Raw genomic sequence first — 26,838 nt, forward strand, 5'->3', positions numbered from 1 at the left:
CCAATGGATGAACTGCTGATCGTCACCACCGGCGGCACCATCGACAAGATCTATTTCGACGACAAGTCGGATTACCAGATCGGCGAGCCGCAGATCGGTCGCATGCTGGAGGACCTTGGCGTCGCGTTCCGCTTCCGGGTGATCCCGATCATCCGCAAGGATTCGCTGCACATCTCCAGCGACGACCGCGAGCTGATCCGCGCGACCATTGCCGCGCAGTCCGCGAGCCATGTGCTGCTGACCCACGGCACCGACTCGATGGTCGAGACTGCGAAAGTGCTGTCTTCGATCGAGGGCAAGACCATCGTCATGACCGGCGCGCTGAGCCCGGCGCGTTTCCGCGGTTCGGATGCCGAGTTCAACATCGGCACGGCGGTCGGTGCGGTGCAGTCGCGGCCGCCAGGCGTCTACATCGCGATGAACGGCCGGATCTGGGATCCACGCAAGGTCCGCAAGAACGTCGAAGCCAATCGCTTCGAATCGATCGACTGAGCTCCACACCGGGCTGCACGCCGGGCATACCCCGGCGGGTCGGCGCTTGCCGATGCGGCGCGGGGGCCCAACACCAGCCCCGGACGCCAGCGCAGGCAGGCTCCAGAGCAGGCAGGCTCAGAGCATGCCGGTCTCGAGCTTGGCGACTTCCGACATCATGTTGCGGTTCCACGGCGGGTCGAACACCAGTTCGACGTCGGCATCGGCCACGGTCGGGATCAGCTCGATCTTGCTGCGCACGTCCTCGACCAGGATCTCGCCCATGCCGCAGCCGGGGGCGGTCAGCGTCATCTTGACCTCGACCTTGCGCTGGCCCTGCTCGACCGGCATCACCACGGCCTCGTAGACCAGTCCCAGGTCGACGATGTTGACCGGGATCTCGGGGTCGAAGCAGGTGCGCAGCTGCTGCCAGACCAGTTGCTCGACCAGGTCGTCGCCCGCGCCTTCCGGAAGCTCCAGCGCCTGCGGCGGTTCCTTGCCGATGGCATCCGCGTCCTTGCCGGCGATCCTGAACAGGTTACCCTCGACAAACACCGTATAGCTGCCGCCCAGCGCCTGCGTCAGGTAGCCGATGCTGCCCGCAGGCAGGCTCACGGCGTCTCCAGCCGGGACCAGCACGGCATCGCAATCGCGCTCGAAGCGCACGGGTTCACTGCTGCGGGAATACATGGGAACTCACACGGAAACTGATCGAAGACCGCTGGTGGGGTGCCCGGCCGGTCGCAACCGAATCAGGACCGGGACGGTACGACATTGTACCGCTGCGACACAGGTATGCTGTGCGACCCTCGACCCGACACTGTTCCATGGCCGTTGTTTCCCCGCTGCGCACCTGGGGTTTCGGGTGGTTGTTGCTGCTGTTCGGCAGCCTAGGTTTCGCCGCCGCCTGGATCCTGCTGGGCACGGTCCGCAACAGTTACTGCAGCTGGATGGCCGTGCTGGCCGCCGCCGACGCCGCCCTGCTGCTGCGGTTGGCCCGCGTGCCTGCGGGCGCAGGCCGCGCCATCGCCGCGGCGCTGGCGACCCTGTTGGCTGCCGCCGTTGCGTACTGGGGCATCATCGCGACCTGGGTCGGCAGCCCGCTGGGCCTGCTGCCGTGGGAATCGGCGCGGCGACTGGGGCTGGAACATGCGGCGCTGATGCTGGAGCTGGGCATCGACCGCGTCGACATCGCCTGGCTCGGCGCAGCGGTGGTGGTGGCGCTGGTCACGTCGCGCTGACCGCAGGCTGGCTTCCCAAGGGCGGGGGCCACCCCAATCTCACCGGGGATGGACGTTGGTCATCCCGCTCCTCTGACGGTGGTGAGCTTTCGACGACCGCCCGGCTTTTGACGCGCATCAAGAGGCCCCTGCAGCATCAGACCGCTGCAGACAGCGCGTCGGGCAGCAACCGCCGAAAATAAATGACGCTTCGATGGCGGGAGGGTCGATGTCTTCGATGGAGGCGCATGGCTCGATAGAAGCGCATGCGTCGAGAATTTGCCGAGGCCGCACTCCTGACGCTCAAGGCAGCGGCGGGGCGGGCGGAGGTTACGCCAAGCACGCCATGGATGGCGTTCGCCCGAGTCAGGGCAGGAAGCCCTGACCGAGGGAAGAGCAGCCGCAGCCCGACGCGCTGCTGCAAGTCCGACGTCAGAGATCCAGCTCTGGCACGAGCGTGCCTCGAAAGCCTGCCAAAGCCGCAATCCTGACGCTCGCGGCAGTGTCGGGGCGGGCGGAGGCCGCGCCAAGCACGCCATGGATGGCGTGCGCCCGAGTCAGGGCAGGATGCCCTGACCGAGGGAAGAGCAGCCGCAGCCCGGCACGCCGCTGCAAGTCCGGATTCAGAGAATCTGCTTTTCAGCTCTGTTTTTTTCGGAGCGGAGGGTAAGAGCTTGGCTTGGTCGGCTTCGCAGGCCGCATCGCCCCGTCCAGGAATTGCTCCTCGGCTCGGTCAGCCCGTGCCGCTAGTGCGGCCCGGTCCGGCCCGGCGAAGCACGCCGGGCGTTCGCATGGGCTGCGCGGCAGTGCCGCGCAGCCCCTGCTCACCCATGGCTGACTCGCCGCCGCGGGCCATCCATGGCCCGCTCTCCGCAATCCCCGGCCGAGGCGACGCACTGATCGCGGATGGGCCGGCTTCTTCGGAGTTGGGGCATGCGTCGATAACCTTCCGACGCCGCGATCCTGACGCGCCGCTGCAGGTCCGACATCAACGATCCGGCTGTCCTGCCATTCCCACGATCCGGCCAAGAAACCCGACCAAGGCCAGACGGCAGGCATTAGTGCCCGCCGCCGTCGAGCGCCTTGAGTTCGCTGACCAGCGCCGCCGCCACTTCGCTGCCGTCGCCGTACAGCATCCGCGTGTTGTCGGCATAGAACAGCGCATTCTCGATGCCGGCAAAACCGGTGCCCTTGCCGCGCTTGATGACGATGGTGTTCTTGCTGTTGACCACGTCCAGGATCGGCATGCCGTAGATCACACTGGCCGGATCGGTCTTGGCGACCGGATTGACCACGTCGTTGGCGCCGATGACCAGCGACACGTCGGTGTTGGGGAACTCGGGATTGATGTCGTCCATGTCGACGATCATGTCGTAGGGCACGCCGGCCTCGGCCAGCAGCACGTTCATGTGCCCGGGCATGCGCCCCGCCACCGGATGGATCGCGAACTTGACCTTGACCCCACGCTCGGTCAGGCGCTGGGTCAGCTCCCAGATCTTGTGCTGCGCCTGCGCGACCGCCATGCCGTAGCCCGGCACGATCACCACGCGTTCGGCGAACGCCATCATCGCGGCAACATCACCGGCCTCGATGGGCTTCTGCGAACCGGTGATTTCCTTGGCCTCGCCGCCACCACCGAAGTTCGAGAACAGCACGCTCTTGATCGAACGGTTCATCGCCTTGGCCATCAGGCGCGTCAGCAGCATGCCGGCGGCACCCACCATCGTGCCGGCGATGATCAGCGCCTCGTTGCCCAGCACATAGCCTTCGAACGCCACCGCAAGACCGGTCAGCGCGTTGTACAGCGAGATCACCACCGGCATGTCCGCGCCGCCGATCGGCAGCGTCATCAGCACCCCCAGCGCCAGCGCCGCGACGAAGAACGCCACCACCAGCGGCACGCCCAGCGAATGCACGACCATGCCGCCCAACACCACCGCGGCCAGGAACACCAGGCCATTGAAGGCCTGCTGGCCCGGGAAGGTATAGCGCTTGTCCATGCGGCCATCGAGCTTGGCCCAGGCGATGACCGAACCTGACAGCGCGACCGAACCGATCAGCGCGCCCAGCACCGCCAGCACCAGCACCACCGTCGACGGCGGCGACGCATGGCCACCGGAGAACTTCAGCAGCTCGACCGCGCCGATCGCCGCCGCCGAACCACCGCCCAGGCCGTTGTACAGCGCGACCATCTGCGGCATGTCGGTGATCGCGACCTTCTTGCCCGAGACCCAGGCCAGCGCCGTACCGATCAACGTCGCCAGCAGGATCAGCGCGATGTTGCCAAGGCCGGGCAGGAAGAACGTCGCCACCGTGGCGATGACCATGCCCCAGCCGGCCCACTGGATGCCGCTGCGCGCGCTGGCCGGCGAGGCCATGCGCTGCAGGCCGAGCAGGAACAGCGTCGCCGCGACCAGATAGCTGACCTTGACGGCCAGCAGCAGGATCTCCTGGAGGCTCATGCCGCGCCTCCCGACTTGCCTGCCGGCTTCTTGCTGGACTTGAACATCTCCAGCATGCGCTCGGTGACCACGTAGCCGCCGGCCGCATTGCCCGCGCCCATCAGCACCGCGATGAAGCCGATGACCTTCTCCAGCGTGGTATCGGCGTGCCCCAGCACCACCATCGCTCCGATCAACACGATCCCGTGGATGAAGTTGGAGCCCGACATCAGCGGGGTATGCAGGATCACCGGGACCCGGGAGATGATCACGTGGCCCGCGATGGCCGCCAGCATGAAGATGTACAGCGCCACGAAACCGTCAATCATCCGCCCGACTCCAGCATTTGGTCCGCCGGATCATACCCGTTCATGAACATGCCCGGTCATGATCATCGCGGTTTCGATGAAGTCTGCCGATGCCGGTCAACCAGTTGCCATTGCAAGCGTTGATTGCTGCGACCCCGCTCTGGAACACGCTTCACGCCCCGCATGGATGGGAACCTCGACATCAGGCATGTCCCGCCGGCAGGCAGGACCCGGCCAAGGCCACACGGACGCGTTACGCTTGCCCGTGTGAATGCCATGCCGACCCCTGCCGTGGACCCGACTGTCGATCAAGCGCCTTCCGTGTTGCCGCAGACCCTGGAGCAGTTCCTGGCCGGCGTCAGCACGCGGGCCTTCCGGTTCGCCGAACTGGGCCTGCGCCATCGCGACGACGCCCTGGACGCGGTCCAGGACGCGATGACCAAGATGCTGGCCTACCGGGACCGCCCGGCGGCGGAGTGGACCCCGCTGTTCTGGGCGGTGCTGCGCAGCCGGATCATCGATGTCCAGCGCCGGCGGACTTTCCGCCTGAGCTGGATCAGCGATGCGCGCGAAAGCGACGGCGGCGATATCGACTGGGCCGACGAACACGCGCCAGACCCGCAGCGCGCGAATGACGGCCGCGAAGCCTATGCGCTGCTGACGCGGGCGATCCGCGCGCTGCCCCGTCGCCAGCGCGAGGCCTTCAGCCTGCGCGTGCTGGAGGAGTTCGACGTCGAGACCACCGCCAGCATCATGGGATGCAGCGAAGGCTCGGTGAAAACACATCTTTTTCGCGCCCGCGAGGCGCTGCAGAAACAACTGGAGGATTTCCGATGAAACTCTCGGACATCGACAACGACACCCGCTTCGACCAGGCCATGCGCGACCTGCACACGCGGGCCCGCAACGAAGTGTCTTCGGCCACGATGGCGCAGTTGCATCGCCGCCGCATCAGTGCGCTGGACGGCCATGCCCCCGCCCGTCGCCGCTTCGGCTGGCCGCTGGCGGCCTCGTTCGCATCGGTGCTGGCGATCGCGATCGGCCTGCAGTCCGGCGTGCTCGATCCCGGCCAGGGCGATGCCCAGGCGCCGGCGCAGACCGTCGCGACGGCACCGGCCGCGCATTCCTCGCTGGACGCGCTGGAAGCCTCCAACCTGACCCCACTGGACGAAAACCCCGACTTCTTCGTCTGGCTCGCCTCCAGCGACGCCAGCCTGCTGGCGATGGAGTGATCCGATGACCCGTACCCCCACGCGCGTCCTGCTTCCGCTGCTGCTGGTCCTGGCCGGCAGTGCCGGCCAGGCCCTGGCGGGCGATCCGCCACGCGACGCGTCCCGCGAGACCTCGCGCGAAGCACCGCGCGAACCCCTGCCCGACTGGAACGACCTCAGCCGCGCCCATCGCGAGCAGTTGTCGGCACCGATCCGCGACCGCTGGAACAACAGTTCGCAGGACGAGCGCGCCGGCATGCTGCGGCACGCCTCGCGCTGGCAGCGGATGTCGCCGGAAGATCGCGAACGCGCGAGCCAGGGCGTCAACCGCTGGCAGGACCTGGCACCGGACAAACGCTACGAGATGCGCGCGCTGTACCACAAGCTCGACGCGCTGTCGGAAACCGAGCGCGATGCGTTCCGCCGGCGCTGGCGTGCGATGACGCTGGAACAGCGCCGCGAATGGGTGCAGGCCAATCCGCCGCCGCGCCACGACGGCCACGACGGCAAGCGCTGAACCCGTTGAGCGGTTAACCCGCTGCCGCAGCGGGAGTGATGGCTCAGGCCGCGACAGCGGCCGCGGCACGCTCCGGCCAGACGGTCCTGGCAAGCAGTTCGTCGTTCCAATCGAACGACAGCACGCCGTCCTTGACCAGCAACTGCATGAAGTTGAACAGGTTACGGGCGTACATCTCGCTGGCATGCAGCGCGCCCTGGCTGGCCAGGTTCAACGGGCCGGCCACGGTGACGCCGCCGACGTCGACAGTCTCGCCCGGCACGGTCGCTTCGCTGTTGCCGCCGGTCTCGGCGGCCAGGTCGACGATGACGCTGCCGGGCTTCATGCCGGCCACCATCGCCGCGGTGATGATCTTCGGCGCAGGACGCCCCGGCACCGCCGCGGTGGAGACGATGACGTCGATGGTCTTCAGGTGCTCGGCGAGCCGGCGCTGCTGCTCGGCGCGTTCCTCGTCGGTCAACTGGCGGGCATAGCCGCCTTCGCCTGCGGCGCTGACGCCCAGGTCGAGGAACTTGCCGCCCAGCGATTCGATCTGCTCACGGGTCTCGGGACGCACGTCGAAGCATTCGACCTGTGCGCCGAGGCGCTTCGCGGTCGCGACGGCCTGCAGGCCAGCGACACCCGCACCGACGATCAGTACCTTGGACGGGCGGATCGTGCCGGCCGCCGTGGTCAGCATCGGGAAGAAGCGCGGCGCGAGTTGCGCGGCGATCAGCACCGCCTTGTAGCCGGCCATGCCGGCCTGCGAACTCAGGATGTCCATCGCCTGCGCACGCGTAGTGCGCGGCAGGCGCTCCAGCGGAAACGCCACGATGCCGCGCGACTGGATCGCTTCGCCACGGGCGGCATCGGCCTGCGGCTGCAGGGCACCGACCAGCACCGCGCCGGTCTTCAGGCGCGCGATCGACGCGGCCGGTGGCGGCTGCACGCACAGCACCACATCGGCGTCGTCGAGCACCGCTTCGCCGTCGACCAGTTGCGCACCCGCATCGGCGTAGGCCTGGTCGGGAAAATGCGCAAGGCCGCCCAAGCCGGACTGCACGCGGACCACGGCTCCCAGGGCCACCAGCTTCTTGCAGGTTTCAGGCGTCAACGCCACGCGACGCTCGCCTGCCGCGGTTTCCCGCGCTACCGCTATCGTTACCGCCATGCCCTGCTCCACCGGTCGTGTTCGGTCGCCATCCTAGCGAATCGCCATGGCCAGCGCGATGGCATCGCAGCGGCGGCCGCCTTGCGATGACCATGCGTGCGCCTGCTGGCCGCGTATTGGCCGCTTACTGGCCACGTGGGGACACCGGCACCCCGGTTCGCCGGCTACGACGACGGCCAATGGTTGCCGTCGAAATCATGCACGGCCACACCGCCGGTCGGCATCCGCAACGACAGCTTCCGATGCGATCTGGGCGGTCGCAGACGCAACGCGGCCCAAGCCCGCGCGGGTGCGGGTCAGGAAGCGCGACCGGCCTGGGCGACAGGCGGGTTGATGTGCTGCCAGAGCTGCTTCATCGCTTCGTCGAAGGGCGCATCGACCGCACGCAGCAGCACGCGACCGCTGCCGACCAGCGCCGCCAGCTCTTCCGGCGACACCACCATCCGGCGCGCGCCGCGACGGTTGACGATCAGGAAACGCGATGTCATCGGACTGATCCACGCGATCCGCGCCGCGCTTTCGCGGCCATCGTCGTCCAGCAGGCGCAGGCCCTGGCCGACCCGCAGGCGACGCATGCGCGCGGCGATCGCAGGATCGAAATGCACCGTGTCGCGACCGCCGACCAGGCGCAGCCCCGGCTCCACCGGTTCATCGTCGACCGCCGTGCCGGCGACGCCGGACTGCGCCAGGTGCACCGTGCGTGCGGTATCGGGCATCGCCAGCGCGGCAATGATGCGCGCCAGCGAATCGCGCGCGGCGCCGGCATCGAGTCCGCAGCTTGAATAACAGTCTGCGAGGGGGCCCTGCAGCGCCAGCAGCTGGCGCGCCACGGCATCGCCAAGCACCTGCGCGGCATCGGCGTCGACCTGGACCATCGCACGGCCCATCTCGATTGCCGCGTGGTGTCGCGCGGAATCCGCACCATCGCGCAGCCAGGTCTGGACCAGGTGATGACGCCACTGCTTGTCGAGGAAGTGGGCCACCGCCACCGTCAACGGCCTGTCCGCCAACTGCGAGGCGACCAGTCCGTCTGCATGCGTGCGCGCCTGCTGCAGCCGCTCGCGCCCGTGCAGGGCTTCGGCGGCGCGCTTCTCGGCCAGTTCGGAACGGCGGCGCTGCTGGTCGAGATGATCGCGCAGCTCGGCGGCCGACAGTTCGAAGATCGCTTGGTCGTCGCGATACTCCTCGACGACGCGGTCGACCACCTGGCCGGCACGGTCCATGGTCTCACGGTCCTGCGGGGTCTCGCCGACGTTGCCGTCGAGCGCTTCGGTCAACGCGTCCAGCAGTCGACGGGCGGGATGCGAGCGCCGGTTGAACATCGAATCGTCGGTCAGCGCGACCTTCAGGTACGGCACCACCAGCCGGCCATAGATGTCGCGCGCAGGCTCGACCAGGTCGTTGGCCTGGAACAGCGACTCGAACAGGATGCCGACCAGGTCGATCGCGTCCTCTTCGTCGATGCTGAAGCGGGTGCGCGCCGGATCGAAACCGATCCGATGCACGCCACTGAGGATTTCATGCCGGATCACGTCGGCCAGCGGGCCCTGCGCCTCGCCGCCCAGCACGCGGGCATAGGCGGCGCCGTCGTGCCGCTGCAGCAGGCTGGCGACGTCGAGCAGGTCCGAGGTGGCCAGCACCCGTGCGTTGCCGGCGCCAGGGTTGCTGCTGTGGGAGGGCTCCCACGGCCCCCCGTGCGCGGCCTCGGACGGGACAGACGCGCGGTCATGCTGATCATGCCGGCCGCCATGCCGATCGTGGCGGCCAGAGGCGTCCGGATGCGCCAGCGCATCGCTGCCGTAGCCCTGCTGGCGTTCTCGCCAGGCGCGCAATTGCGGGTGCACGAGGTCGCGATATCGCAGGCGATGGCCCGAGGCCAGCGACTGCGCCACGACCTGCGCGCGGATCTGTGGTGTCGAAGGCGCTTCGCCGGCATCGCCCTCCATCGACCAGTCCTGGCCATGGGCGTGCACGGAGGGATCCTGCGCGGACGCATCGCCGTGACCGTGACCGCCGGGACTGCGACCGAAACCGCCACTGCCGCCCTCGGCGGCCCCATAGCCTGCAGGCCCGTAAGCGGCATGCCCGCCTTCGCCCGTGCCGCCCTGCGCATGGGAAGCGCCACCCGCGCCTGCACCCGCAGCGTTGGCCGCGCCGCCGCCCGCAGCGCCGTGGATCGACGGCACCACGCCACCATCGGGCACCCAGCTCTCGACGGCCTGCGGCGCATGGGACGCGGGTGAACGCTGTACCGAAGGACGTCCACCCACTCCTTGGCGCTGGCGATGCTCGGTGCCGAACGACGCCGCCTCCAGCGTGGCATTGGACTTGTTGTAGACATCGCCCAGCGCCTTGGGCAGGCGCTTGTCGAACTGGTGGAAGACCAGCTCGCGCAGGCTGTTGGTCAGGTCGTCGGGGGCGAACAGGGCCACGAACGCGGCCACCGGGACCTCCGGACGCAACGGATTGGGCTGCATGCGCTGGATGCCCAGCGCGGCCGCCAGCAAGGCCAGGCGCTCGTCGAGCTGGGTCAGCGGATGCACGAACTGATGGTCCAGCAACTCGATGATCTGCTGCCCGGCAAGGTGGCTTTCCAGCTCGCCCTCGGACATCAGTGACAGCGAGCGCTCGTCGCCGCTGGGTTCGGAAAACAGTTCCCAGCGCGCGAATTCGTCTTCCAGCGACTTGCGGAAACGTGTCGCCAGCTCCAGCGCACGCTGGCTCAGCGCCATCACCGCGACCCGGTCTTCCTGGGCGGCGGCATAGTCGTGAGTGGCCGCGAGGCTGGCCAGCCGGACCTGCTCCTCGATGGCGCTCCAGAACCCCGACAGCACCCCGCCGAGCTCGGTGATCGCATCGCGCTTGAGCGTTTCCAGCACGCGCAAGGCCTCGCGCTTGGCGCCAGGCGCGGCGTCGGGTCGATGGAGCGGGTCTGCATGCAGCGTCATTTCGGGGGAGAATGCGCAAGGGCAAAATCGCCCATGACATGATTCACAAAACACGAGCCCCCCGTCTGTGACTGCATCCGCAAATACCCTTCACGACGCGTTGACTTTCCTTGATACGCGGCGATCCGTGCCCGCGCGCCAGCTGGGCGAGCCAGGTCCGGACGATGCGACCCTGCTGCGCATGCTGCAGTCGGCGGTACGCGTCCCCGATCACGGCAAGCGCGTGCCCTTCCGTTTCATCCGCATTGCCGGCGATGCCCGGCAAGCGCTGGGCGAGGCAGTCGCCGAGCGCGGCGTGCGCCTCGATCCTGCGGGCGGCGCGGCAGCGATCGACAAGGATCGTCATCGCTTCACGCACGCGCCGCTGGTCATCGCGGTGGTCGCGGTGCTGGATCCTGCCGACACCCAGATCCCCGAACTCGAGCGCACCCTGACCGTCGGCAGCGTCTGCTTCGCCCTGCTGCAGGCAGCGCAGGCGCTGGGCTTCGGCGCGACCTGGCTGACCGGCTGGCCCGCGTTCGACCGCGAGGTGCTGGACCTGCTCGGCCTGCAGTCCGAGGAGCAACTGGCCGGCTTCATCCATATCGGCACCGCAGGCATGGAAGCGCCCGAACGCGAGCGTCCCGATGCCGCCGGTCTGCTGACGGACTGGGGCCCAAGGGACGGGAGCGCGCGTTGACCGGGGTCGACTCCCTGCCCGGATCGCTGCCGGCGACCCTGTCGGCGCCGCTGTACCTCGTCGATGCCAGCCTGTACGTATTCCGCGCCTGGCATTCGATGCCCGACGAGTTCCACGATGCCGATGGCTGGCCGACCAATGCCGTGCATGGTTTCGCGCGCTTCCTGCTCGACCTGCTGGAGCGTGAGCGCCCCCGGCACATCGTCATCGCCTTCGACGAGGCGCTCGACAGCTGCTTCCGCAATCGCATCTATCCGGCCTACAAGGCCAATCGCCCGCCCGCGCCGGATGCACTCAAGCGGCAGTTCGCCTACTGCAAATCCCTGTGCTTCGCGCTCGGCCTGCCGGTGCTGGCGCATGCCGAGTACGAGGCCGACGACCTGATCGGCAGCGCGCTGCACGTCGCGCGCGGGCACGGGCATCGCGGCATCATCGTGTCGGCCGACAAGGATCTGTCGCAATTGCTGCAGGCCCATGACGAGCAATGGGATTTCGCGCGCGGCCAGCGCTGGGGCGCCGATGGCGTCAAGGCGCGGCATGGCGTGGAAGCGGTGCAGATCGCGGATTACCTGGCGCTGTGCGGCGATGCGATCGATAACATTCCCGGCGTGCCCGGCATCGGTGCCAAGACCGCGGCCAGCCTGCTATGGCATTTCAAGACACTGGATGCGCTGTTGGCACGCGTCGACGAAGTCGGTTTCCTGCGTTTCCGCGGCGCCGCGCAGGCGGCGGCGAAACTGCGCCAGAATCGCGAGCAGGCGCTGCTGTGCCGGCAACTGACGACGATCGCACTGGATGCGCCGCTGGGCGACGCTGCACCGGCCTTCCTGCGCGAAGCCGCCAGCAGCGACGTACTGCCGGCGTTCTGCGAAGCCTTGCGCTTCGGGCCGATGACCCGTCGTCGCCTGCACGAGGCGGCGGGACTGGCGTTGGGCTAGGATGCTGCGATGACTTCCGATCCGTGCGACCCCGGCAACGACACCCCCGAGATCCTCTACCAGGGCGACTGGCTGCGCATGGTGCGCCGGGGCCACTGGGAATCATGCGAACGCACCCACGGCAAGGACGGACTGGCGGTCCTGGTCATCGCGGTCACGCCCGATGACGACGTGCTGTTCGTTGAGCAGTTCCGCGTGCCGCTGGGCGCCAAGACCATCGAGATGCCGGCTGGTCTGGTTGGCGACGACCATGACGACGACTCGCTCGAATCCGCCGCGCGGCGCGAGCTGATTGAGGAAACCGGCTGGCATGCCGGACGCATCGACGTGCTTCTGGTCGGGCCGACCTCGTCGGGCATGAGCAACGAGCGCATCGCATTCGCACGTGCGCGCGAGCTGACGCGCGTCGGCGAAGGCGGCGGCGTCAACGACGAGAACATCGTCGTGCATGCGGTGCCACGCAAGGACGCGGCCGCGTGGCTGATGGGCAAGTACCGCGAAGGCTATGAACTCGATCTCAAGCTGTGGGCCGGCCTGTGGATGATCGAATACAACCCGGACGGTTCGCGCGCCGACTGACGGGCGCGATCGGCGCGGCCGCCCCGGGGCGCATCGTCCGAGGCAAGCCCCCCTCCGCGCATGACCTGACAGGGCTCAGGCTTTTTTCAGAAACTCCGTCCGCAAGACCAGGCCCTTGACCTTCTCTGCATTGCATTCGATCAGCTCGACGTCGTCGGTCAGTCGGATGTTCTTGACCAGGGTGCCGCGCTTGAGCGTCACCGAGGTGCCCTTGACCTTGAGGTCCTTGATCAGCGTCACGGCATCGCCATCGGCCAGGCGCGCGCCGTTGCTGTCCTTGACGACGATGTCTTCTTCATCGCTCATATGTGTTCTCCGATGTTCTTGTCAGGGGCCGGACGACGCCGAGGATGCCCATGGCCACGCCCTGCACGCAGGGCCGCAGAGCCCGAAGCCTCCTCCGCCCACGACAGACACGCTCAGGCACGTGCAGTTGCAGAGGTGGGCCTGTCAGCGTGATCCGATATCTCAGGCAAAGCCGTCGGTGGCCCGCACCAGCGCATCGACGTTCTCGTCCTCGAACGCGGAATGCCCCGAGGTCGGCGAGATCACCAGTTGCGCCTTCGGCCAGACCTTGTGCAGGTCCCAGGCATTGGCGATCGGACAGACCACGTCGTAGCGGCCATGCACGATGACGCCCGGGATATCGACGATGCGATAGGCATCGCGCAACAACTGGTCGTCGACTTCGAAGAAGCCGGCATTGACGAAGTAATGGTTCTCGATGCGCGCGAACGCCAGCGCGAATTCGGCGTCCTCGTGGCCGCTGACGAAATCCTCGTCGACGCGCAGGAATGACGTTGCGCCTTCCCAGACGCTCCATGCACGCGCCGCGTCCAGCCGCGTGGCCTCGTCGTCGCTGGTCAGGCGCTTGTGGAACGCCGCGATCAGGTCGCCGCGCTCGCTTTCCGGGATCGCCGCGATGTAATGCTCCCAGGCATCGGGGAACAGGCGCGAGGCTCCTTCCTGGTAGAACCACTCCAGCTCCCAGCGGCGCAGCATGAAGATGCCGCGCAACACCAGCTCGGTCACCCGGCGCGGGTGCGCCTGCGCATAGGCCAGCGCCAGCGTCGAACCCCAGGAACCGCCGAAGACCTGCCAGGCCTCGATGCCGAGCTTCTCGCGCAGCTGCTCGATGTCGGCGACCAGGTGCCAGGTGGTGTTGTCCTCGAGATCGGCATGCGGCGTCGAACGCCCGGAGCCACGCTGGTCGAACAACACGATGCGGTACTTGGACGGATCGTGGAAGCGCCGCATCTTGGCGTTGCAGCCGCCGCCCGGGCCGCCATGCAACAGCACGACCGGCTTGCCGTTCGGATTTCCGCACTGTTCGTAATACAGCACGTGGCGCCCGTCGACGTGCAGGCTGCCGGTGTCGAACGGTTCAATCTCGGGATACAGCGTACGCATGGTGTGACTCCATCTTGAAAGAACGGTCGCGGCGACCTTCAGGTCACCACTCCCGGGGTGCGATCATCTGCTCGATGTCGGCACCGGCGAACCCGTAGGCGCGGGCAATGGTCTTGAAATCGGCCGCGATGCAATCGCGGGCTGCGGTCTCGATCTCGCTGTCGTGATGCTCGAACACCGTCGCCAGCGCATTGAATTCCTCGGTGGCGGCATGGGTCAGCGCGTACAGGGCCGGCAATCCTGCGGGCTGCTCGGCTTCGATGCGCGTACACAGACGCTGCAGGATCAGACGCCCCCGATCGACCAGGTGATTGGGGAAATAATCGTCCTCGTACATTTCCTGCAGGAACGGATGATGACGTGTCTGCTCGTTGCTGATCGCCATGGTCTGCCTCTTGTCCGCTGTCCCTTCCATTTCGATACGCGCCCGACACGCGCCGCCAGTGCGGGCATCATTGTATCGGCGATGGCGGACGCTGCGATGGCCACTGTCCCAGGCTGACCCGGTCGCGATGTTCTAGATCCGGCTCGGTCGCGACCTCGACGAAACCCGCCGCCGACAGCAGCGCGCGCACGGCGCCGCCCTGGTCGTGGCCATGCTCCAGCAACAGCCAGCCCTGCGGCTGCAGGTGGGCAGGCGCACCAGCAATGATCCAGCGGATCGCATCCAGGCCGTCGCCGCCGGGCGTCAATGCGCCGCGCGGCTCGAAGCGCAGGTCGCCCTCTCCCAGGTGCGGATCGTCGCCGGCGATATACGGCGGATTGCTCGCGATCAGCTCGAAACGCTGGCTGTCCAGCGCGGCATACCAGTCGCCCTCGCGAAAACTGACGTTGGCGATACCCAGCGCCGCCGCATTGCCGCGTGCGACTGCCAGCGCGGCGACGCTGCGATCGGTGGCGACCACCGCGACCTCGGGGCGCGCGCGCGCGATCGCCAGCCCCACCGCGCCGCTGCCGGTGCCAAGGTCGGCTACGCGCGCCGGCGTGCGCGGGCGTAGCCGCTGCAGCGCAAGCTCGACCAGCACCTCGGTCTCGGGACGCGGGATCAGGGTATCTGCGGTGATCATCAGGTCGAGGTCGTGGAAGCCACGACGCCCGGTCAGGTAGGCCACCGGCTCTCCGCGGCTGCGGCGCGCGACCAGGGCGTCGAAACGCTCGGCGACGTGCGGCGGCAGCACCGCATCGGCATGCGCGTACAGCCAGCTATGCGGCTTGTCGAGCACATGGGCCAGCAGGTGTTGGGCATCGACATCGTCGATGCGCATCCGGGCTTCGCGCAGCAGGGCGTCGAGCCGGGTCGAAACGTGTCTGTTCATCCGTCCCTATCGTAACCCGGCGACAGGCGACGCCCGGCCAGCGCCGGCGGCTCGGCCGCGGCAGCCCCCGGCGTGCGGGATTCAGGATGCGACAGCCGGGCAGGACGCCTCCAGGCAAGAAACCCCAGATAAAAGAAGGCGGCCACAAGGGCCGCCTTCAAAATTCCGTGACACGTGTGGGAGGGAGGTACGAGACACGGAACCTTGGCGTGAGCGGGAAACAAGCCCGTTCACAAGAGACTTTTGGTGCCTCGCGGGGCGGCCTGGAGGGCCGCGTCCGGAAGATGACACCGCAGGACGTGGTTCAAAATATGCTGCAACGCAGCAGCCTTTGCAAGCGGTTTCAACGGTTTTTATTGATCGAATTCGAAGATATTGATAGTTTTTATATATTGATAGAATGCGTACAATCAATTTCTACTAATGATAGATAAAGCCTAATATTCCTCGTGTCGCAGGCCACCCCTCCGGTCGCCCTGTTCACGACCCCCAGCTTCACGATCCAAGTTCCTGACTTACATGCCCCCTGAACCCAAGGATGTTTCGCCCATGTCGCTGATCAACACCACCGTCAAGCCGTTCAAGACCACCGCCTACCAGAACGGCGAGTTCGTCGAAGTCTCCGATGCCAGCCTGAAAGGCAAGTGGTCCGTGCTGATCTTCATGCCGGCCGCCTTCACCTTCAACTGCCCGACCGAAGTCGAGGACGCGGCCGACAACTACGCCGAGTTCCAGAAGGCCGGCGCCGAGGTCTACATCGTCACCACCGACACCCACTTCTCGCACAAGGTGTGGCACGAAACCTCGCCCGCGGTCGGCAAGGCGCAGTTCCCGCTGGTCGGCGACCCGACCCACCAGCTGACCCAGGCGTTCGGCGTGCACATCGCCGAGGAAGGCCTGGCGCTGCGCGGCACCTTCATCATCAACCCCGAAGGCGTGATCAAGACGCTGGAAATCCACGACAACGCGATCGCCCGCGACATCTCCGAGACGCTGCGCAAGCTCAAGGCCGCCCAGTACGTGGCTGCGCATCCGAACGAAGTCTGCCCGGCCAAGTGGAAGGAAGGCGAGAAGACCCTCGCGCCGTCGCTGGACCTGGTCGGCAAGATCTAAGCAGCCCCCCGCGTCAGGTACCAGGATCCGACCCTCGTCCCGGGGTCGGATCGTTTCACCCGATGCACCAGGCCGGACCGATCAGGCCTGACCGATCAGGCCCGGACCCTGGCAAGGCCCGCCCTGGCAGGCCTGCCCGCACGGCGTCCCGGACGCCCTGCCACCCGCATTTCCTCGCCCCGCTCCGCATCGTGCGGAGCGGGAGCGAACCGGAACCGGTGCGACACGGCCCCGCCCGCCATCGCACTGTCCCTCCCCAACGCCATGGCCGCCACGCCCATCGCGCCGGTTCCGGTTCGCTCCCACGCAGGCGCGCCGCCCTGCTCTCCCCCGTCCCGCTTTCCTGCCCCCGCTGGAGTCCCCCATGCTCGACACCCAACTGCAGACCCAACTCAAGGCCTACCTGGAAAAACTGGTGCGCCCGGTGACGATCATCGCGTCGGTCGACGATGGCGAGAAATCGCGCGAGCTGCTGGAGCTGGTCGAGGACATCCGTTCGCTGACCGACCGGATCTCGGTCGAAGTGCGCCGCGACGACGACGAGCGCAAGCCTTCGTTCGCGCTGACCTCGCCCGGCCACGACATCCACCTGCGCTTCGCCGGCCTGCCGATGGGACATGAGTTCACGTCGCTGGTGCTGGCCCTGCTGCAGGTCGGCGGACACCCGTCCAAGACCGCGCAGGAGACGCTGGAACAGGTCCGCCAGCTGGAAGGCAGGTTCCGGTTCGAGACCTATTTCTCGCTGAGCTGCCAGAACTGCCCCGACGTGGTACAGGCCCTGAACCTTGCGGCGGTGCTGAACCCCAACATCGAGCACGTCGCCATCGACGGCGCGCTGTTCCAGGAAGAAGTCGAAGCCCGCCAGATCATGTCGGTGCCCACGGTCTTCCTCAATGGCGAGGTCTTCGACCAGGGCCGGATGACGCTGGAGCAGATCGTCGCCAAGATCGACACCGGCGCCAGCAAGCGCGAAGCCGAGAAGCTGCGCGACAAGGCGGCGTTCGACGTGCTCGTCGTCGGCGGCGGCCCAGCCGGCGCGGCGGCGGCGATCTATGCCGCGCGCAAGGGCATCCGCACCGGCGTCGCCTCCGAACGCTTCGGCGGCCAGGTGCTGGACACGATGTCGATCGAGAACTTCATTTCCGTGCAGGAGACCGAAGGCCCGAAACTGGCCGCGGCACTGGAGCAGCACGTGCGCCAGTACGACGTCGACATCATGGACCTGCAGCGCGCCGAGGCCCTGCTCCCGGCCGGAGACGACGGCCTGGTCGGTATCACCCTCGGCAGTGGCGCGACACTGAAGAGCAAGACCGTGATCCTGTCCACCGGCGCACGCTGGCGCCAGATGGGCGTGCCCGGCGAGGACGCGTACCGCAACAAGGGCGTGGCCTACTGCCCGCATTGCGATGGCCCGCTGTTCAAGGGCAAGCGCGTTGCGGTGATCGGCGGCGGCAACTCCGGCGTCGAGGCCGCGATCGACCTGGCCGGCATCGTGGCGCACGTCACCCTGATCGAGTTCGACGACAGGCTGCGTGCCGACGAGGTGCTGCAGCGCAAGCTGCGCAGCCTGCCCAACGTGCGTATCGTCGTCTCGGCGCAGACCACGGAAGTGCTGGGCGATGGCAAGCGCGTCACCGGGCTGGTCTACAGGGACCGCGTCGGTGGCGATGTGCACCGCGTGGAGCTGGAGGGGGTGTTCGTGCAGATCGGCCTGCTTCCCAATACCGAATGGCTCAAGGGCATGCTGGCGTTGTCGCCGCGCGGCGAGATCATCGTCGACGACCGTGGCCAGACCTCGTTGCCGGGCGTGTTCGCCGCGGGCGATGCCACCACCGTGCCCTACAAACAGATCGTCATCGCGATGGGCGAAGGTTCGAAGGCCGCACTGGCCGCGTTCGACCACCTGATCCGTACCTCGGCGCCCGCACAGGCGCCGGCAGAGGCCCAGGCCGCGTAAGCGGGGGGAACCGACCGCCGATGAACATCCGCGACCTGAAATACCTGATCGCACTCGCGGACCACCGGCATTTCGGACGCGCGGCCGCGGCCAGCTTCGTCAGCCAGCCGACACTGTCGACGCAGATCCGCAAGCTCGAGGACGAACTGGGCGTGGCGCTGGTCGAGCGCGCGCCGCGCAAGGTGATGCTGACGCCGATCGGCATCGACATCGCCGAGCGTGCGCGCCGGATCGTCTCCGACGTGGAACAGATGAAGGAAGCCGCGCGCCGCAGCCAGAGCCCGGAAGCGGGCACGGTGCGGCTGGGCATGTTCCCGACGCTGGGTCCCTACCTGCTGCCACATGTGATCCCCGGCATCCGTAACAGCTTCCCGGACCTGCAACTGCTGCTGGTCGAGGAAAAGAGCGATGTGCTGTTGGCGCGCCTGCGCGATGGCCGGCTCGACGCCGCGCTGCTGGCATTGCCGCTGCACGACGACCAGTTGCATGCGGAGTTCCTGTTCGAGGAACCCTTCCTGCTCGCCGTGCCGGACCAGCATCCGCTGGCGAAGCTGCGTTCGCTGGTCGTCGACGACCTGGCCCGCCACGACCTGCTGCTGCTCGAAGACGGCCATTGCCTGCGCCAGCAGACGCTCGAGGTCTGCCACCTGGCCGGCGCCAACGAGAAAAGCGAGTTCCGCGCGACCAGCCTGGAAACGCTGCGGCAGATGGTTGCCGCCAACGTCGGCGTGACCCTGCTGCCCGCGCTGGCGGTGCGGCCGCCGGTGGCGCATCCGGCCAACATCCGCCTGATCGCGTTCGACGATCCGCAGCCAAGCCGCAGGATCGCGATGTTCTGGCGGCGCAGCAGCGCGATGGGCGAATTCCTGCAGCAGCTCGCGCAGCAGTTCCGCGCATTGCCTGCCGGCCTGCTGTCGGCGCATCCGCTGGACCGGCAGGCGCACGCTGCCCAGAGCCCGCCCGACATGCTCTGAGCAGCGCCGGAACGGCGCCACGCCGGCCTCTTGAACCGGCTGGGGCGAAACGCTAGGGTATTGGCCACTACTGATGCGGGCGGCGCCTTCGATGCGTCGCCCGTTTTTTTCGTACATCCGACGCGCGCAAGGGCGCGCATCCAGGGAGCAACAGATGAACACGAGCAGCGGACTGCCACCATCGATCATTGTCGCCAGCACCGACGCCGCGCGTCTGGAAGCCATGCTGGAATCGCAGCAGCAACGCAACAATCCGGCCGCGCAGGCGCTGCTGGACGAACTGACCCGCGCAGACGTGGTCGCCGACGACAAGGTTCCGGCGAACGTGGTGCGGATGAATTCCGTAGTCGAATGCGAAGACGAGAATGGCGGCGAGCGCCACGTGCTGACGCTGGTCTATCCGCAGGACGCCAATGTCGATGACGGCAAGGTCTCGGTCCTGGCGCCGGTCGGCAGCGCACTGCTCGGACTGTCCATCGGCCAGGCCATCGACTGGCTGGCCCCGGGCGGCCGCACGCTGCGCCTGCGCGTCGACGCCATCCGCAACTGATCCGACGGGCGCGACCGCCATCGCGGCGCGTCATCCAGGCCCCTGTCGTCCAGGCCTCCCTGGATCTCAGAAGTTGTAGATGAACCCCAGGGTCACGGTGCGCGGGCGATTGACGGTCCGCGAGTAGAAACTCGCCCGGTACGGCGATTCGACGATCGCCCGGCTCCTGCGCACATCGGCAAGCTTGTCGAACAGATTGCTGCCCCCCAGGCGCACGCTCCAGCCCATGCCGCTGAGTTGCGCATTGAGACCGAACAGCAGGTAGTCGTCGAGGCGCAGGTAATAGGGATTGGGGGCCAGCACGCCATCGTCGTCGGGCTCGATGTCGCCGAAGCTGGTGGCGACCTCGCCGGTGTAGGTCGCCAGCAGGTTCACCGAGGCGCGCAGGCTGCTGCCGACATCGAAACGGTAGCCGGTATTGAGCGATGCGTTGTTGCGCGGCACGTACGGCGCGTGATCGCCGGCGCGGCCGAGGTTCGCGATCGGTTCGCTGAGGCTCATGTCGGTGTGCGCATAGGTCAGCCCGACATCCAGGCCCCGCGTCCACAGATCGCGCATGCCGACTTCGAGCTCGACGCCGCGCGATGAGGCGCTGCCTGCATTCATGATCAGGCTGTAACCCAGCGGCGTCGATCCTGTGGTCTGCATTTCCTGCCAGTCCACGTAGTACACCGAGGTACTGTAGTAGGCCTTGCCATCCAGCAACCCGCCCTTGGCGCCGACCTCATAGCTGCGGATGGAGTCCGGGGCGTACTGGCGATACTCAGGCTCCACGCCGGTGTTCGGGCTGACGTTGTTGTAGCCGCCCGGCCGGAATCCTTCGGCAACCGTCGCGTACAGCAGGTGATCCGGGGTCAGGTTGAACGAGGTGTTGAAGCGGAAGGTGGAACCGGACTGGTTGGCATTGCCGTAGGTGAACTCGTTCGCATAGGGCGTGGTCCGGCCCAGCCCCTGCGCATCGCGGGCATTGCGACCGAAGTACTGGTCGATGGCATAGAAGATGTTGCTGGCGCGGTACTCGAACCAGCGGCCGCCGACGGAGGCGTTCCAGCGCGGCGTGATCTGGTAGCCGAGCTCGCCGAAAGCCGCGACCTGGCGGTACTTGGTATCGCTCTGGAAGTAGTACTCGCGCTCGTCGTTGATCGCGGCGCCGATGACGTTCTCCTCGAACGCCGCCTGTCCCGGAAACGGGATCGGCACGAACTCGTTGCGGCGTTCGGCCAGTGTCGAGCTGGTCCAGTAGGCCCCTGCGAGCCAGTTCCAGCGACTGTCGCCGCTGGAGACCAGGCGGACTTCCTGGGTCCATCGCTCGTCGGTCCACAGATCGTCGGAATAGGCGGTGAACTCGGGCAGTTCCTCCGGCGCGAGGAAGCTGGCGAAGATCAGGTCGCGGATGTCGTAGGTGATGTCGTCGTTGCCGGTCGAGCGATACTTCTTGTACGACGTCGACGATGTCAGCGTGAAGTGTTCGAAGCGCTGGTTGGCGACGAGCCCGAACAGGTCGGTATCGCGCGTGGAGCGACCCGAGGAGTAGTAGCTGTTGGCATACGGACCGATGTCTTCGGCGATGTTGGAGCCGACGCCGAAATCGGAACGATCCATGTAATAGGTCAGCGCGACATCGAAGCGTTCGCCCGGCTTGACCAGCAACCCAAGGCGCGCCGACAGGTTGCGATCCCAGTTGATGCCGTCCTCGCCCAGGCGCACGTTCTCGATGAAACCCGAGTTGTCGCTGCGCGACACGTTGAGGCGCATGGCGGCCACGTCGGTCGCCAGCGGCAGGTTGACCATCGCGGCGACCTCATGGTTCAGCCCGCCATGGCGGGTACGGCCGATCTCCGCCGACACGCGCCCCTCCACGGCATCCAGCGATGGCGCCACGGTGATGTAGCGCAGGGTGCCGCCGATCGCGCCGCTGCCGTACAGCGTGCCCTGCGGTCCGCGCAGCACCTCGATATGGTCGATGTCGACGATCGCGGGATTCAACGTCGACGGAATCTCGATGTCGTCGATGTAGACCGAGGTGGTCCGGCGGTCCATGCCGGCGCCGCCCTCGCCGCCGTTGCGCAGTCCCCGCAGCACCATGCTGATGCCGCCGCGCTTGCCGTAGTCGACCGCGCTCATGCCCGGGATGGTGCGGACGAAATCGGCCGCCGACTTGGCCCCGATATCCTCGAGCTTCGAGCCGCTGATGACCTGCAGGTTGTAGGGGACTTCGGCCAGGCTGGTTTCACGGCGGGTCGCGGTGACCATGACACGGCCCATGTCGGCGGCCTCGCCGGGCCGGTCCAGCCGGTCCTGGGCGTCCGGGGACTTTCCCAGGCCACCGCCTTCGCCCGACGCCGTGGCCAGGAAGATCGTCACCGTCCTGGCGTCGACGACGCGGAACGACAGGCCGGTCCCGGCCAGCAACCGCGACAGGGCCTGCTGCAGCGGCATCTGCCCCTTCGCGCCCAGCGTGCGCAGGTGGTCGACCGACAGCGTCGGCATCAGCACCTGGATACCGGCCTGTCGCGACAGCGCGAGCACGCCGCTGGTCAGCGCCTGTGAGGGAATGTCGACGTCGATGACGCGATCGGCGGGCTGCTGGGTGACGTCCGCGGCCTGGCAGGTCGCAATCGCGGGTACGGATGCCGCCATGCATGCCAATGCGACACGCAGACAGCGGGCAAGTGAATCTGTCATCGAGCGACCCTCCCCAGGGTTCCATGGTCTTGCGGGATGCAATGACCTGTAGCCGAGACGTCCCTCCGCGCTAGCGCGGCAATCGGCGGCAGGCCTCGCGCCCTGCACCCGCCCGCGCGCGGATGCTGTGTCTGGCGCTATCGCCTGCGCCCGCTCGCGCCCCTTTCACGTCAGGCGCAGATCCCGTCGAACGCTCGACAGACGACTGTTTCAGCGCGTGTTTTCCGTCAAGCCCGCAAAGTCGGCGATGCGTGATGCCTGGGCTGCGCAGGCAGCCTCTGCGCCCTGGCCCTCCTGTCGCAACGGCTCGGCATGGGAAAAATCAGCGACGGACCGACGGGTGAACGGCAAAAAAGCATGTCCGCCGCGATCACGACGGGAATTCCGCGCGCAGCCAGCACCGCGTCGACGTCGGGGCTCGGCGCTACGCCGTCGCCACGCCGATCGGGCAGCTGACGCCGGTGCCGCCCAGTCCGCAGTAACCCTGCGGATGCTTGGCCAGGTACTGCTGGTGTTCTTCTTCGGCGTAGTAGAAGGCCGGCGCCGGGAACACGATCTCGGTACTGATATCGGGATAGCCCGCGGCCCTCAGGCGCTCAGCGAACGCATCGCGGCTCGCGAGCACGGCGTCGTACTGTGCCTGCGTGCTGCAATGGATCACCGAGCGATACTGGGTGCCGACATCGTTGCCCTGGCGCATGCCCTGGGTGGGGTCGTGGTTCTCCCAGAACACCTCCAGCAGGCGCTCGAACGACACCTTCGCGGGATCGAACACCACCCGCACGACCTCGCTGTGCCCAGTCTGACCGGAACACACTTCACGATAGCCCGGGTTGGGCGTCTCGCCACCGGCATAACCGACCGACGTACTGAACACGCCCGGCAGCGACCAGAACTTGCGTTCCGCGCCCCAGAAGCAGCCCATGCCGAACGCGACCTGGTCCATGCCGGCGAACGCATCGCGCAGGGGCGTGCCGAGGACATCGTGGACGTTGGACAACGGTACCGCCTGGTCGCGGCCAGGCAAGGCGGTTCCGGGCGCGGGCATGCGCTGGCCGTAGGCTCCGATTCCGATCATCACGACACCTGCATCGCTGGGGAGACCAAGGATATGCAGCCGGATGCCCCCGCAATCAAGCGCCGCGCCCGCCGGACGCGAGGGACGATCCTCAGACCGGCTGCTCCGGGATGCGGGTCCGCCCCTTCAGGCTGGCCAGGAAGATGCCGGCCAGGCTGACCGCGAGCCCCAGCCATTCGCGGGGGGTGGTGATCCTGTCGAGCAGGGCGACATCGAGCAGGAAGGCGACGATCGGCTGGATCAGCAGCAGCAACCCGATCATCGCCACCGACAGCTGCGCCATCGCCTTGGAGATCAGCACCCAGCTCAGGCAGTGGCCGACGCCGGCCAGCACCAGCAGGAACGACAGCGCGCGCAGATCGGGAATCGCGAAGGACACGCCTTCCACGCTGCCCAGCAGCCCCAGCACCAGGCCACAGCCCAGCGACACGATCGCCAGCACCTGCGCTACCGGCGCATCGCGCGCGATGGCCCGCTGCGGGTCTGGCTGCTGTGGGTCTGGCTGCTGTGAGGCGGCCCGCTGTTCGCCAGCCTCATGTGAGCCGGGCTGAACATCGCTCAGCGCCAGCAATTGCGTGCGCTTCAGGCTGACGTTGTAGATCGCGTAGCACACGCCGGTCGCCAGACCGAGCCAGACGCCCCAGCGGTACTCGTCGGGCAGGCTGGCCCAGGCGCCACCAAGCAAGAGCCACAAGCCCAGGAACGCCAAGACGATGCCGCCGATGAAGCGCGGGCCCACGCGTTCGCCGTAGGCCCAGATGCCGACGATCGCCATGAAGAACACCTGCGTATTCGCCAGCAACGTCGACAGGCCCGGCCCCACCAGCAGGATGCTGCGATGCCACAGCCACAGGTCGACCGCGAAGGCGCAGGCCGGCAGCAGCGACCACAGCCAGACCGACAGGCGCAGGCGCTGCCAGCCCTGCACCAGCAGCACGTAGGCCAGCAACATGCCACCGGCGAAGATCATCCGCCAGAACGCCGAGACGGTGGGCGGCGTGCCGGCCATCTGCACCATCAGGCCGTTGGTGCCGATCAATGCGGCCCCCATCAGCATCCATGCCAACGCCCGGCTGGCGGGTGGCGAAGCTCGCATTGGATCGTTTCCTGGTGTGCGGCTGGCAGTGTACCCGCCGGCCATGATCACGCAGGGATCACCCTGCGCGATCGACGCGCGTCAGCTGAAGACGGCGGGGGCCACCTGCACGCAGTTGCGGCCGGCACGTTTGGCCGCGTACAGCGCCTTGTCCGCGCGTTCGGTCGCGGCCGCAGGCGAGCTCTCGCCTTCGCGCCGGGTGGCGACGCCGACACTGACGGTCAGGCCGATCGCGCGTCCGTGCCAGTTGTAGACGCCGTTCTCGACGGCCGCGCGCAGCTGCTCTGCGATCTCGCGCGCGGCGGCGCCGCCACGGCCCGGCAGCACCACGATGAATTCCTCGCCGCCATAGCGGCCGAGCATGTCGCCTTCTGGCAACGCGGCGCGCAGGCTCGCGGCGACGTTGCGCAGGCAGAAGTCGCCGCAGGCGTGGCCATGGCGGTCGTTGATCGACTTGAAGTGATCCAGATCGATGAACAGCACCGACACCGGATGGTTGTCGCGCTGTGCCTCGGCAAACGCACGCACCAGCCACTGGTCGATGGTGCGCCGGTTGAAGCTGCCGGTCAGCGCATCGACCTCGGCGGAGCGGCGCAGGTTGATCGCGGCCACGGCCTGGTCGATCTGCAGCAGGGTCAGGCGGGCGAACTCGCCGGCCAGCGACAGTTCCTCGGTAGTGAAACCGACCGCACCGGGGCGACGCAGCAACAGCACGCCCCAGGCCGGCGAGCGGATCTGCAGCGGGATCACCGCCTCCATCGCCACCACCGAGTGCGCGCGCTCGGAGGTCACCGGCTGCTGCAGCGGGATGCCATTGGAGGTCTGCCGCTTCAGCGCCAGGTGGCGCTTGCCGGTATCGCCGACGATCTCGTCGCGCACGGTCGCAGGTTCAACCACGATCACATCGTGGCCGTGATAGCCATGGGTGATCACCGCGCAGCTCTCGACCGCCATCAGCGGCATCAGTTTTTCGATCAGCAGTTGGAAGCCGCTCCATTCGATCTCGCCGGCAGGCAGCGCGCGCAGGCGCGTCTGCAGTTCCGCGACAAGGTCGGAGCGCGCCGCTTCGCGCTGCATCCGGCGCTCGGTGTCGGCGCGCGCCAGGCGATCGCGATCGCGCTGGTTGCGGTACTCGCCGATGCGGTCGATCAGTGCGACGGCAAAAATCGCCGAACTCGCCACCAGGCACAGCTGGTAGCCGTATCGCAGCAGGAAGGCATCGTGGTGGCCGCCGCGTCCGGAGAACACCATCCAGGTCGCGGCCACGCCCAGCAGCAGCGCCAGCACCGCCAAGGGCCACGCCATCGCGATCCGGCGGCGACCGGCATCGACCAGGATGCCGAGGCTGACGACGACCGAGGCCATCCACAGCACCGTCGTGATCGCGCGCAGCGACGGCCCCAGCATCGCGACATTCAACAGGCTCAGCATCGCGAAAGCCGCAAGGCCCGCGCACAGCCAGTCGACGATCCGCTTGGCCGCCGGCGCCGCCACCGACCAGCCGGCATAGCGCGACAGCATCTGCAGCCAGGCGGCCGAGAACAGCAGGATCATCGCCCACAGCCCGAACTCGCCCCAGAACGAGAACGCGCCCAGCCCCGGCAATGCGTACAGGTGCCCGTTCAACGCCGACAGCGTCAGCAGGGTGAACAGCATCAGCCCGAACATGGCCAGGAACACGCGGTCGCGCGAGGCCCAGAACAGCGCCAGCGCCAGCAATGCGATCGTGAACAGGCTGGCGTAGACGGTCGCGGCGATCATCACGCCGTACTGCTCCATGCGCAGCGCTTCGTCCTCGCGCACCACCCGCGCCGGCAGCACGTCGCGGATCGCGCCCTCGACATGCATCTCGATGGCGATGTCGCCGTGCCAGGACAGCGGCAGCGGGAACAGGTAGCCATTGGGCAACTGCCCTTCATCGGCTCCCGGACGGAAGAAGTCGCGCGTCATGCTGTGCCAGCCGGCGCGGCGGAGGCTGACCGAGGTCACCGGATCACGCGGCAGCCAGACCACCCAGCGCGCACCGTCATCGGCGTACTCGGGCAGGGTGAACGACAGCAGCGCACTGGCCTCGTCGCTGGCCGCGCCACTGACGGCGGCCGGCAACGGCGCCATCGCGACGCGGACGGCAGGGGCCGGTGCGGGCACGCTGCCGGTCACCGCGGCGGCGAACAACGCCAGCAGCAACGCCAGACAG

Annotated in this window: 24 protein-coding genes and 1 pseudogene; 12 read left to right on the forward strand and 13 right to left on the reverse strand. The window is 67.6% G+C overall.

Features of this window, described 5'->3' with window-relative positions:
• Positions 1–3: 3 nt before the first annotated feature.
• Complete coding sequence (locus ACYX7E_RS06985) at positions 4–492, forward strand: asparaginase domain-containing protein (protein ID WP_462079837.1); 489 nt, start codon at positions 4–6, stop codon at positions 490–492.
• A 117-nt stretch (positions 493–609) separates the two neighbouring features.
• Here ACYX7E_RS06985 and sufT read toward each other — a convergent pair whose 3' ends face one another.
• Entirely contained in the window at positions 610–1,161 is a 552-nt protein-coding gene (gene sufT, locus ACYX7E_RS06990; protein WP_462079838.1) for a putative Fe-S cluster assembly protein SufT, read from the reverse strand.
• A gap of 137 nt (positions 1,162–1,298) precedes the next feature.
• Here sufT and ACYX7E_RS06995 point away from each other — a divergent pair, with 137 nt between their 5' ends.
• On the forward strand, positions 1,299–1,712 hold the full coding sequence (locus ACYX7E_RS06995; protein ID WP_462079839.1) for a hypothetical protein: 414 nt from the start codon (positions 1,299–1,301) through the stop codon (positions 1,710–1,712).
• A gap of 1,037 nt (positions 1,713–2,749) precedes the next feature.
• Here ACYX7E_RS06995 and ACYX7E_RS07000 read toward each other — a convergent pair.
• A complete protein-coding gene (locus ACYX7E_RS07000) occupies positions 2,750–4,153 on the reverse strand; it encodes an NAD(P)(+) transhydrogenase (Re/Si-specific) subunit beta (RefSeq protein ID WP_462079840.1) in 1,404 nt (467 codons plus the stop codon).
• Complete coding sequence (locus ACYX7E_RS07005; RefSeq protein WP_462079841.1) at positions 4,150–4,461, reverse strand: NAD(P) transhydrogenase subunit alpha part 2; 312 nt, start codon at positions 4,459–4,461, stop codon at positions 4,150–4,152. The genes ACYX7E_RS07000 and ACYX7E_RS07005 overlap by 4 nt, the downstream gene beginning before the upstream one ends.
• A 255-nt stretch (positions 4,462–4,716) precedes the next feature.
• Here ACYX7E_RS07005 and ACYX7E_RS07010 point away from each other — a divergent pair, with 255 nt between their 5' ends.
• Genes ACYX7E_RS07010 through ACYX7E_RS07020 form a run of 3 tightly spaced genes read left to right on the forward strand, consistent with a single transcriptional unit; the run spans position 4,717 to position 6,168 of the window.
• Positions 4,717–5,277, forward strand: a complete 561-nt coding sequence (locus ACYX7E_RS07010; RefSeq protein WP_462079842.1) for an RNA polymerase sigma factor — start codon at positions 4,717–4,719, stop codon at positions 5,275–5,277.
• Complete coding sequence (locus tag ACYX7E_RS07015; RefSeq protein WP_462079843.1) at positions 5,274–5,672, forward strand: hypothetical protein; 399 nt, start codon at positions 5,274–5,276, stop codon at positions 5,670–5,672. The genes ACYX7E_RS07010 and ACYX7E_RS07015 overlap by 4 nt, the downstream gene beginning before the upstream one ends.
• Before the next feature lie 4 nt (positions 5,673–5,676).
• Positions 5,677–6,168 carry a DUF3106 domain-containing protein gene (locus ACYX7E_RS07020; RefSeq protein WP_462079844.1) on the forward strand — a complete coding sequence of 164 codons (492 nt, stop codon included), beginning with the start codon at positions 5,677–5,679 and terminating at the stop codon, positions 6,166–6,168.
• A 43-nt stretch (positions 6,169–6,211) separates the two neighbouring features.
• Here ACYX7E_RS07020 and ACYX7E_RS07025 read toward each other — a convergent pair whose 3' ends face one another.
• A complete protein-coding gene (locus tag ACYX7E_RS07025) occupies positions 6,212–7,318 on the reverse strand; it encodes an NAD(P) transhydrogenase subunit alpha (protein ID WP_462079845.1) in 1,107 nt (368 codons plus the stop codon).
• Between the two features lie 296 nt (positions 7,319–7,614).
• On the reverse strand, positions 7,615–10,266 hold the full coding sequence (locus tag ACYX7E_RS07030) for a DUF1631 family protein (RefSeq protein ID WP_462079846.1): 2,652 nt from the start codon (positions 10,264–10,266) through the stop codon (positions 7,615–7,617).
• Between the two features lie 67 nt (positions 10,267–10,333).
• On the opposite strand from ACYX7E_RS07030, the gene ACYX7E_RS07035 reads away from it, so the two are divergent.
• Genes ACYX7E_RS07035 through ACYX7E_RS07045 form a run of 3 tightly spaced genes read left to right on the forward strand, consistent with a single transcriptional unit; the run spans position 10,334 to position 12,462 of the window.
• Positions 10,334–10,945, forward strand: a complete 612-nt coding sequence (locus tag ACYX7E_RS07035; protein ID WP_462079847.1) for a nitroreductase family protein — start codon at positions 10,334–10,336, stop codon at positions 10,943–10,945.
• Positions 10,942–11,883 carry a 5'-3' exonuclease gene (locus ACYX7E_RS07040; protein ID WP_462079848.1) on the forward strand — a complete coding sequence of 314 codons (942 nt, stop codon included), beginning with the start codon at positions 10,942–10,944 and terminating at the stop codon, positions 11,881–11,883. Before ACYX7E_RS07035 ends, ACYX7E_RS07040 begins: the two co-directional genes overlap by 4 nt.
• 9 nt (positions 11,884–11,892) lie before the next feature.
• A complete protein-coding gene (locus ACYX7E_RS07045) occupies positions 11,893–12,462 on the forward strand; it encodes an NUDIX hydrolase (protein WP_462079849.1) in 570 nt (189 codons plus the stop codon).
• Positions 12,463–12,537: 75 nt separating this feature from the next.
• Here the strand turns inward: ACYX7E_RS07045 and ACYX7E_RS07050 are convergent.
• From ACYX7E_RS07050 to prmC, 4 genes and pseudogenes are all read right to left on the reverse strand, one after another.
• Positions 12,538–12,747: pseudogene (locus ACYX7E_RS07050) on the reverse strand (alkylphosphonate utilization protein); the annotation flags it as partial.
• Positions 12,748–12,930: 183 nt separating this feature from the next.
• Entirely contained in the window at positions 12,931–13,872 is a 942-nt protein-coding gene (pip, locus tag ACYX7E_RS07055; protein ID WP_462079850.1) for a prolyl aminopeptidase, read from the reverse strand.
• A gap of 43 nt (positions 13,873–13,915) precedes the next feature.
• Positions 13,916–14,257 carry a DUF5713 family protein gene (locus tag ACYX7E_RS07060; RefSeq protein ID WP_462079851.1) on the reverse strand — a complete coding sequence of 114 codons (342 nt, stop codon included), beginning with the start codon at positions 14,255–14,257 and terminating at the stop codon, positions 13,916–13,918.
• 67 nt (positions 14,258–14,324) lie between these two features.
• Complete coding sequence (gene prmC / locus ACYX7E_RS07065; RefSeq protein WP_462079852.1) at positions 14,325–15,188, reverse strand: peptide chain release factor N(5)-glutamine methyltransferase; 864 nt, start codon at positions 15,186–15,188, stop codon at positions 14,325–14,327.
• A gap of 549 nt (positions 15,189–15,737) precedes the next feature.
• Between prmC and ahpC the strand changes: the two genes are divergently transcribed.
• The 4 genes from ahpC (at position 15,738) to rnk (ending at position 19,782) form a co-directional block, all read left to right on the forward strand.
• Positions 15,738–16,301: an alkyl hydroperoxide reductase subunit C gene (ahpC, locus tag ACYX7E_RS07070; RefSeq protein ID WP_462079853.1), complete on the forward strand. Its 564-nt coding sequence runs from the start codon at positions 15,738–15,740 to the stop codon at positions 16,299–16,301.
• A gap of 364 nt (positions 16,302–16,665) precedes the next feature.
• Entirely contained in the window at positions 16,666–18,258 is a 1,593-nt protein-coding gene (gene ahpF, locus ACYX7E_RS07075) for an alkyl hydroperoxide reductase subunit F (protein ID WP_462079854.1), read from the forward strand.
• A 20-nt stretch (positions 18,259–18,278) separates the two neighbouring features.
• Positions 18,279–19,232: a LysR substrate-binding domain-containing protein gene (locus ACYX7E_RS07080; protein WP_462079855.1), complete on the forward strand. Its 954-nt coding sequence runs from the start codon at positions 18,279–18,281 to the stop codon at positions 19,230–19,232.
• 154 nt (positions 19,233–19,386) lie between these two features.
• Positions 19,387–19,782 carry a nucleoside diphosphate kinase regulator gene (gene rnk, locus ACYX7E_RS07085; protein WP_462079856.1) on the forward strand — a complete coding sequence of 132 codons (396 nt, stop codon included), beginning with the start codon at positions 19,387–19,389 and terminating at the stop codon, positions 19,780–19,782.
• Positions 19,783–19,848: 66 nt separating this feature from the next.
• Here rnk and ACYX7E_RS07090 read toward each other — a convergent pair whose 3' ends face one another.
• The 4 genes from ACYX7E_RS07090 to ACYX7E_RS07105 all read right to left on the reverse strand — a co-directional run.
• A complete protein-coding gene (locus tag ACYX7E_RS07090; protein WP_462079857.1) occupies positions 19,849–22,422 on the reverse strand; it encodes a TonB-dependent receptor in 2,574 nt (857 codons plus the stop codon).
• A gap of 469 nt (positions 22,423–22,891) precedes the next feature.
• The gene (gene msrA, locus ACYX7E_RS07095; RefSeq protein WP_462079858.1) at positions 22,892–23,545 is read right to left on the reverse strand and encodes a peptide-methionine (S)-S-oxide reductase MsrA; all 654 of its coding nucleotides are present in this window, start codon (positions 23,543–23,545) and stop codon (positions 22,892–22,894) included.
• A 91-nt stretch (positions 23,546–23,636) separates the two neighbouring features.
• Positions 23,637–24,641 (reverse strand): DMT family transporter, encoded by a 1,005-nt coding sequence (locus ACYX7E_RS07100; protein WP_462079859.1) that lies wholly within the window; start codon positions 24,639–24,641, stop codon positions 23,637–23,639.
• Positions 24,642–24,722: 81 nt separating this feature from the next.
• Positions 24,723–26,838, reverse strand: a 2,116-nt coding sequence (locus ACYX7E_RS07105; RefSeq protein ID WP_462079860.1) for a diguanylate cyclase, incomplete at its 5' end; no start/stop codon positions are given.

Source organism: Luteimonas sp. RIT-PG2_3, from assembly GCF_054902115.1.

Excerpts from the sequence above, each read along its gene's own strand:
- ACYX7E_RS06985 (WP_462079837.1), top strand. The coding sequence starts at position 4 with ATGGATGAACTGCTGATCGTCACCACCGGCGGCACCATCGACAAGATC.
- sufT (WP_462079838.1), bottom strand. The coding sequence starts at position 1,161 with ATGTATTCCCGCAGCAGTGAACCCGTGCGCTTCGAGCGCGATTGCGAT.
- ACYX7E_RS06995 (WP_462079839.1), top strand. The coding sequence starts at position 1,299 with ATGGCCGTTGTTTCCCCGCTGCGCACCTGGGGTTTCGGGTGGTTGTTG.
- ACYX7E_RS07000 (WP_462079840.1), bottom strand. The coding sequence starts at position 4,153 with ATGAGCCTCCAGGAGATCCTGCTGCTGGCCGTCAAGGTCAGCTATCTG.
- ACYX7E_RS07005 (WP_462079841.1), bottom strand. The coding sequence starts at position 4,461 with ATGATTGACGGTTTCGTGGCGCTGTACATCTTCATGCTGGCGGCCATC.
- ACYX7E_RS07010 (WP_462079842.1), top strand. The coding sequence starts at position 4,717 with ATGCCGACCCCTGCCGTGGACCCGACTGTCGATCAAGCGCCTTCCGTG.
- ACYX7E_RS07015 (WP_462079843.1), top strand. The coding sequence starts at position 5,274 with ATGAAACTCTCGGACATCGACAACGACACCCGCTTCGACCAGGCCATG.
- ACYX7E_RS07020 (WP_462079844.1), top strand. The coding sequence starts at position 5,677 with ATGACCCGTACCCCCACGCGCGTCCTGCTTCCGCTGCTGCTGGTCCTG.
- ACYX7E_RS07025 (WP_462079845.1), bottom strand. The coding sequence starts at position 7,318 with ATGGCGGTAACGATAGCGGTAGCGCGGGAAACCGCGGCAGGCGAGCGT.
- ACYX7E_RS07030 (WP_462079846.1), bottom strand. The coding sequence starts at position 10,266 with ATGACGCTGCATGCAGACCCGCTCCATCGACCCGACGCCGCGCCTGGC.
- ACYX7E_RS07045 (WP_462079849.1), top strand. The coding sequence starts at position 11,893 with ATGACTTCCGATCCGTGCGACCCCGGCAACGACACCCCCGAGATCCTC.
- pip (WP_462079850.1), bottom strand. The coding sequence starts at position 13,872 with ATGCGTACGCTGTATCCCGAGATTGAACCGTTCGACACCGGCAGCCTG.
- ACYX7E_RS07060 (WP_462079851.1), bottom strand. The coding sequence starts at position 14,257 with ATGGCGATCAGCAACGAGCAGACACGTCATCATCCGTTCCTGCAGGAA.
- prmC (WP_462079852.1), bottom strand. The coding sequence starts at position 15,188 with ATGAACAGACACGTTTCGACCCGGCTCGACGCCCTGCTGCGCGAAGCC.
- ahpC (WP_462079853.1), top strand. The coding sequence starts at position 15,738 with ATGTCGCTGATCAACACCACCGTCAAGCCGTTCAAGACCACCGCCTAC.
- ahpF (WP_462079854.1), top strand. The coding sequence starts at position 16,666 with ATGCTCGACACCCAACTGCAGACCCAACTCAAGGCCTACCTGGAAAAA.
- ACYX7E_RS07080 (WP_462079855.1), top strand. The coding sequence starts at position 18,279 with ATGAACATCCGCGACCTGAAATACCTGATCGCACTCGCGGACCACCGG.
- rnk (WP_462079856.1), top strand. The coding sequence starts at position 19,387 with ATGAACACGAGCAGCGGACTGCCACCATCGATCATTGTCGCCAGCACC.
- ACYX7E_RS07090 (WP_462079857.1), bottom strand. The coding sequence starts at position 22,422 with ATGGCGGCATCCGTACCCGCGATTGCGACCTGCCAGGCCGCGGACGTC.
- msrA (WP_462079858.1), bottom strand. The coding sequence starts at position 23,545 with ATGATCGGAATCGGAGCCTACGGCCAGCGCATGCCCGCGCCCGGAACC.
- ACYX7E_RS07100 (WP_462079859.1), bottom strand. The coding sequence starts at position 24,641 with ATGCGAGCTTCGCCACCCGCCAGCCGGGCGTTGGCATGGATGCTGATG.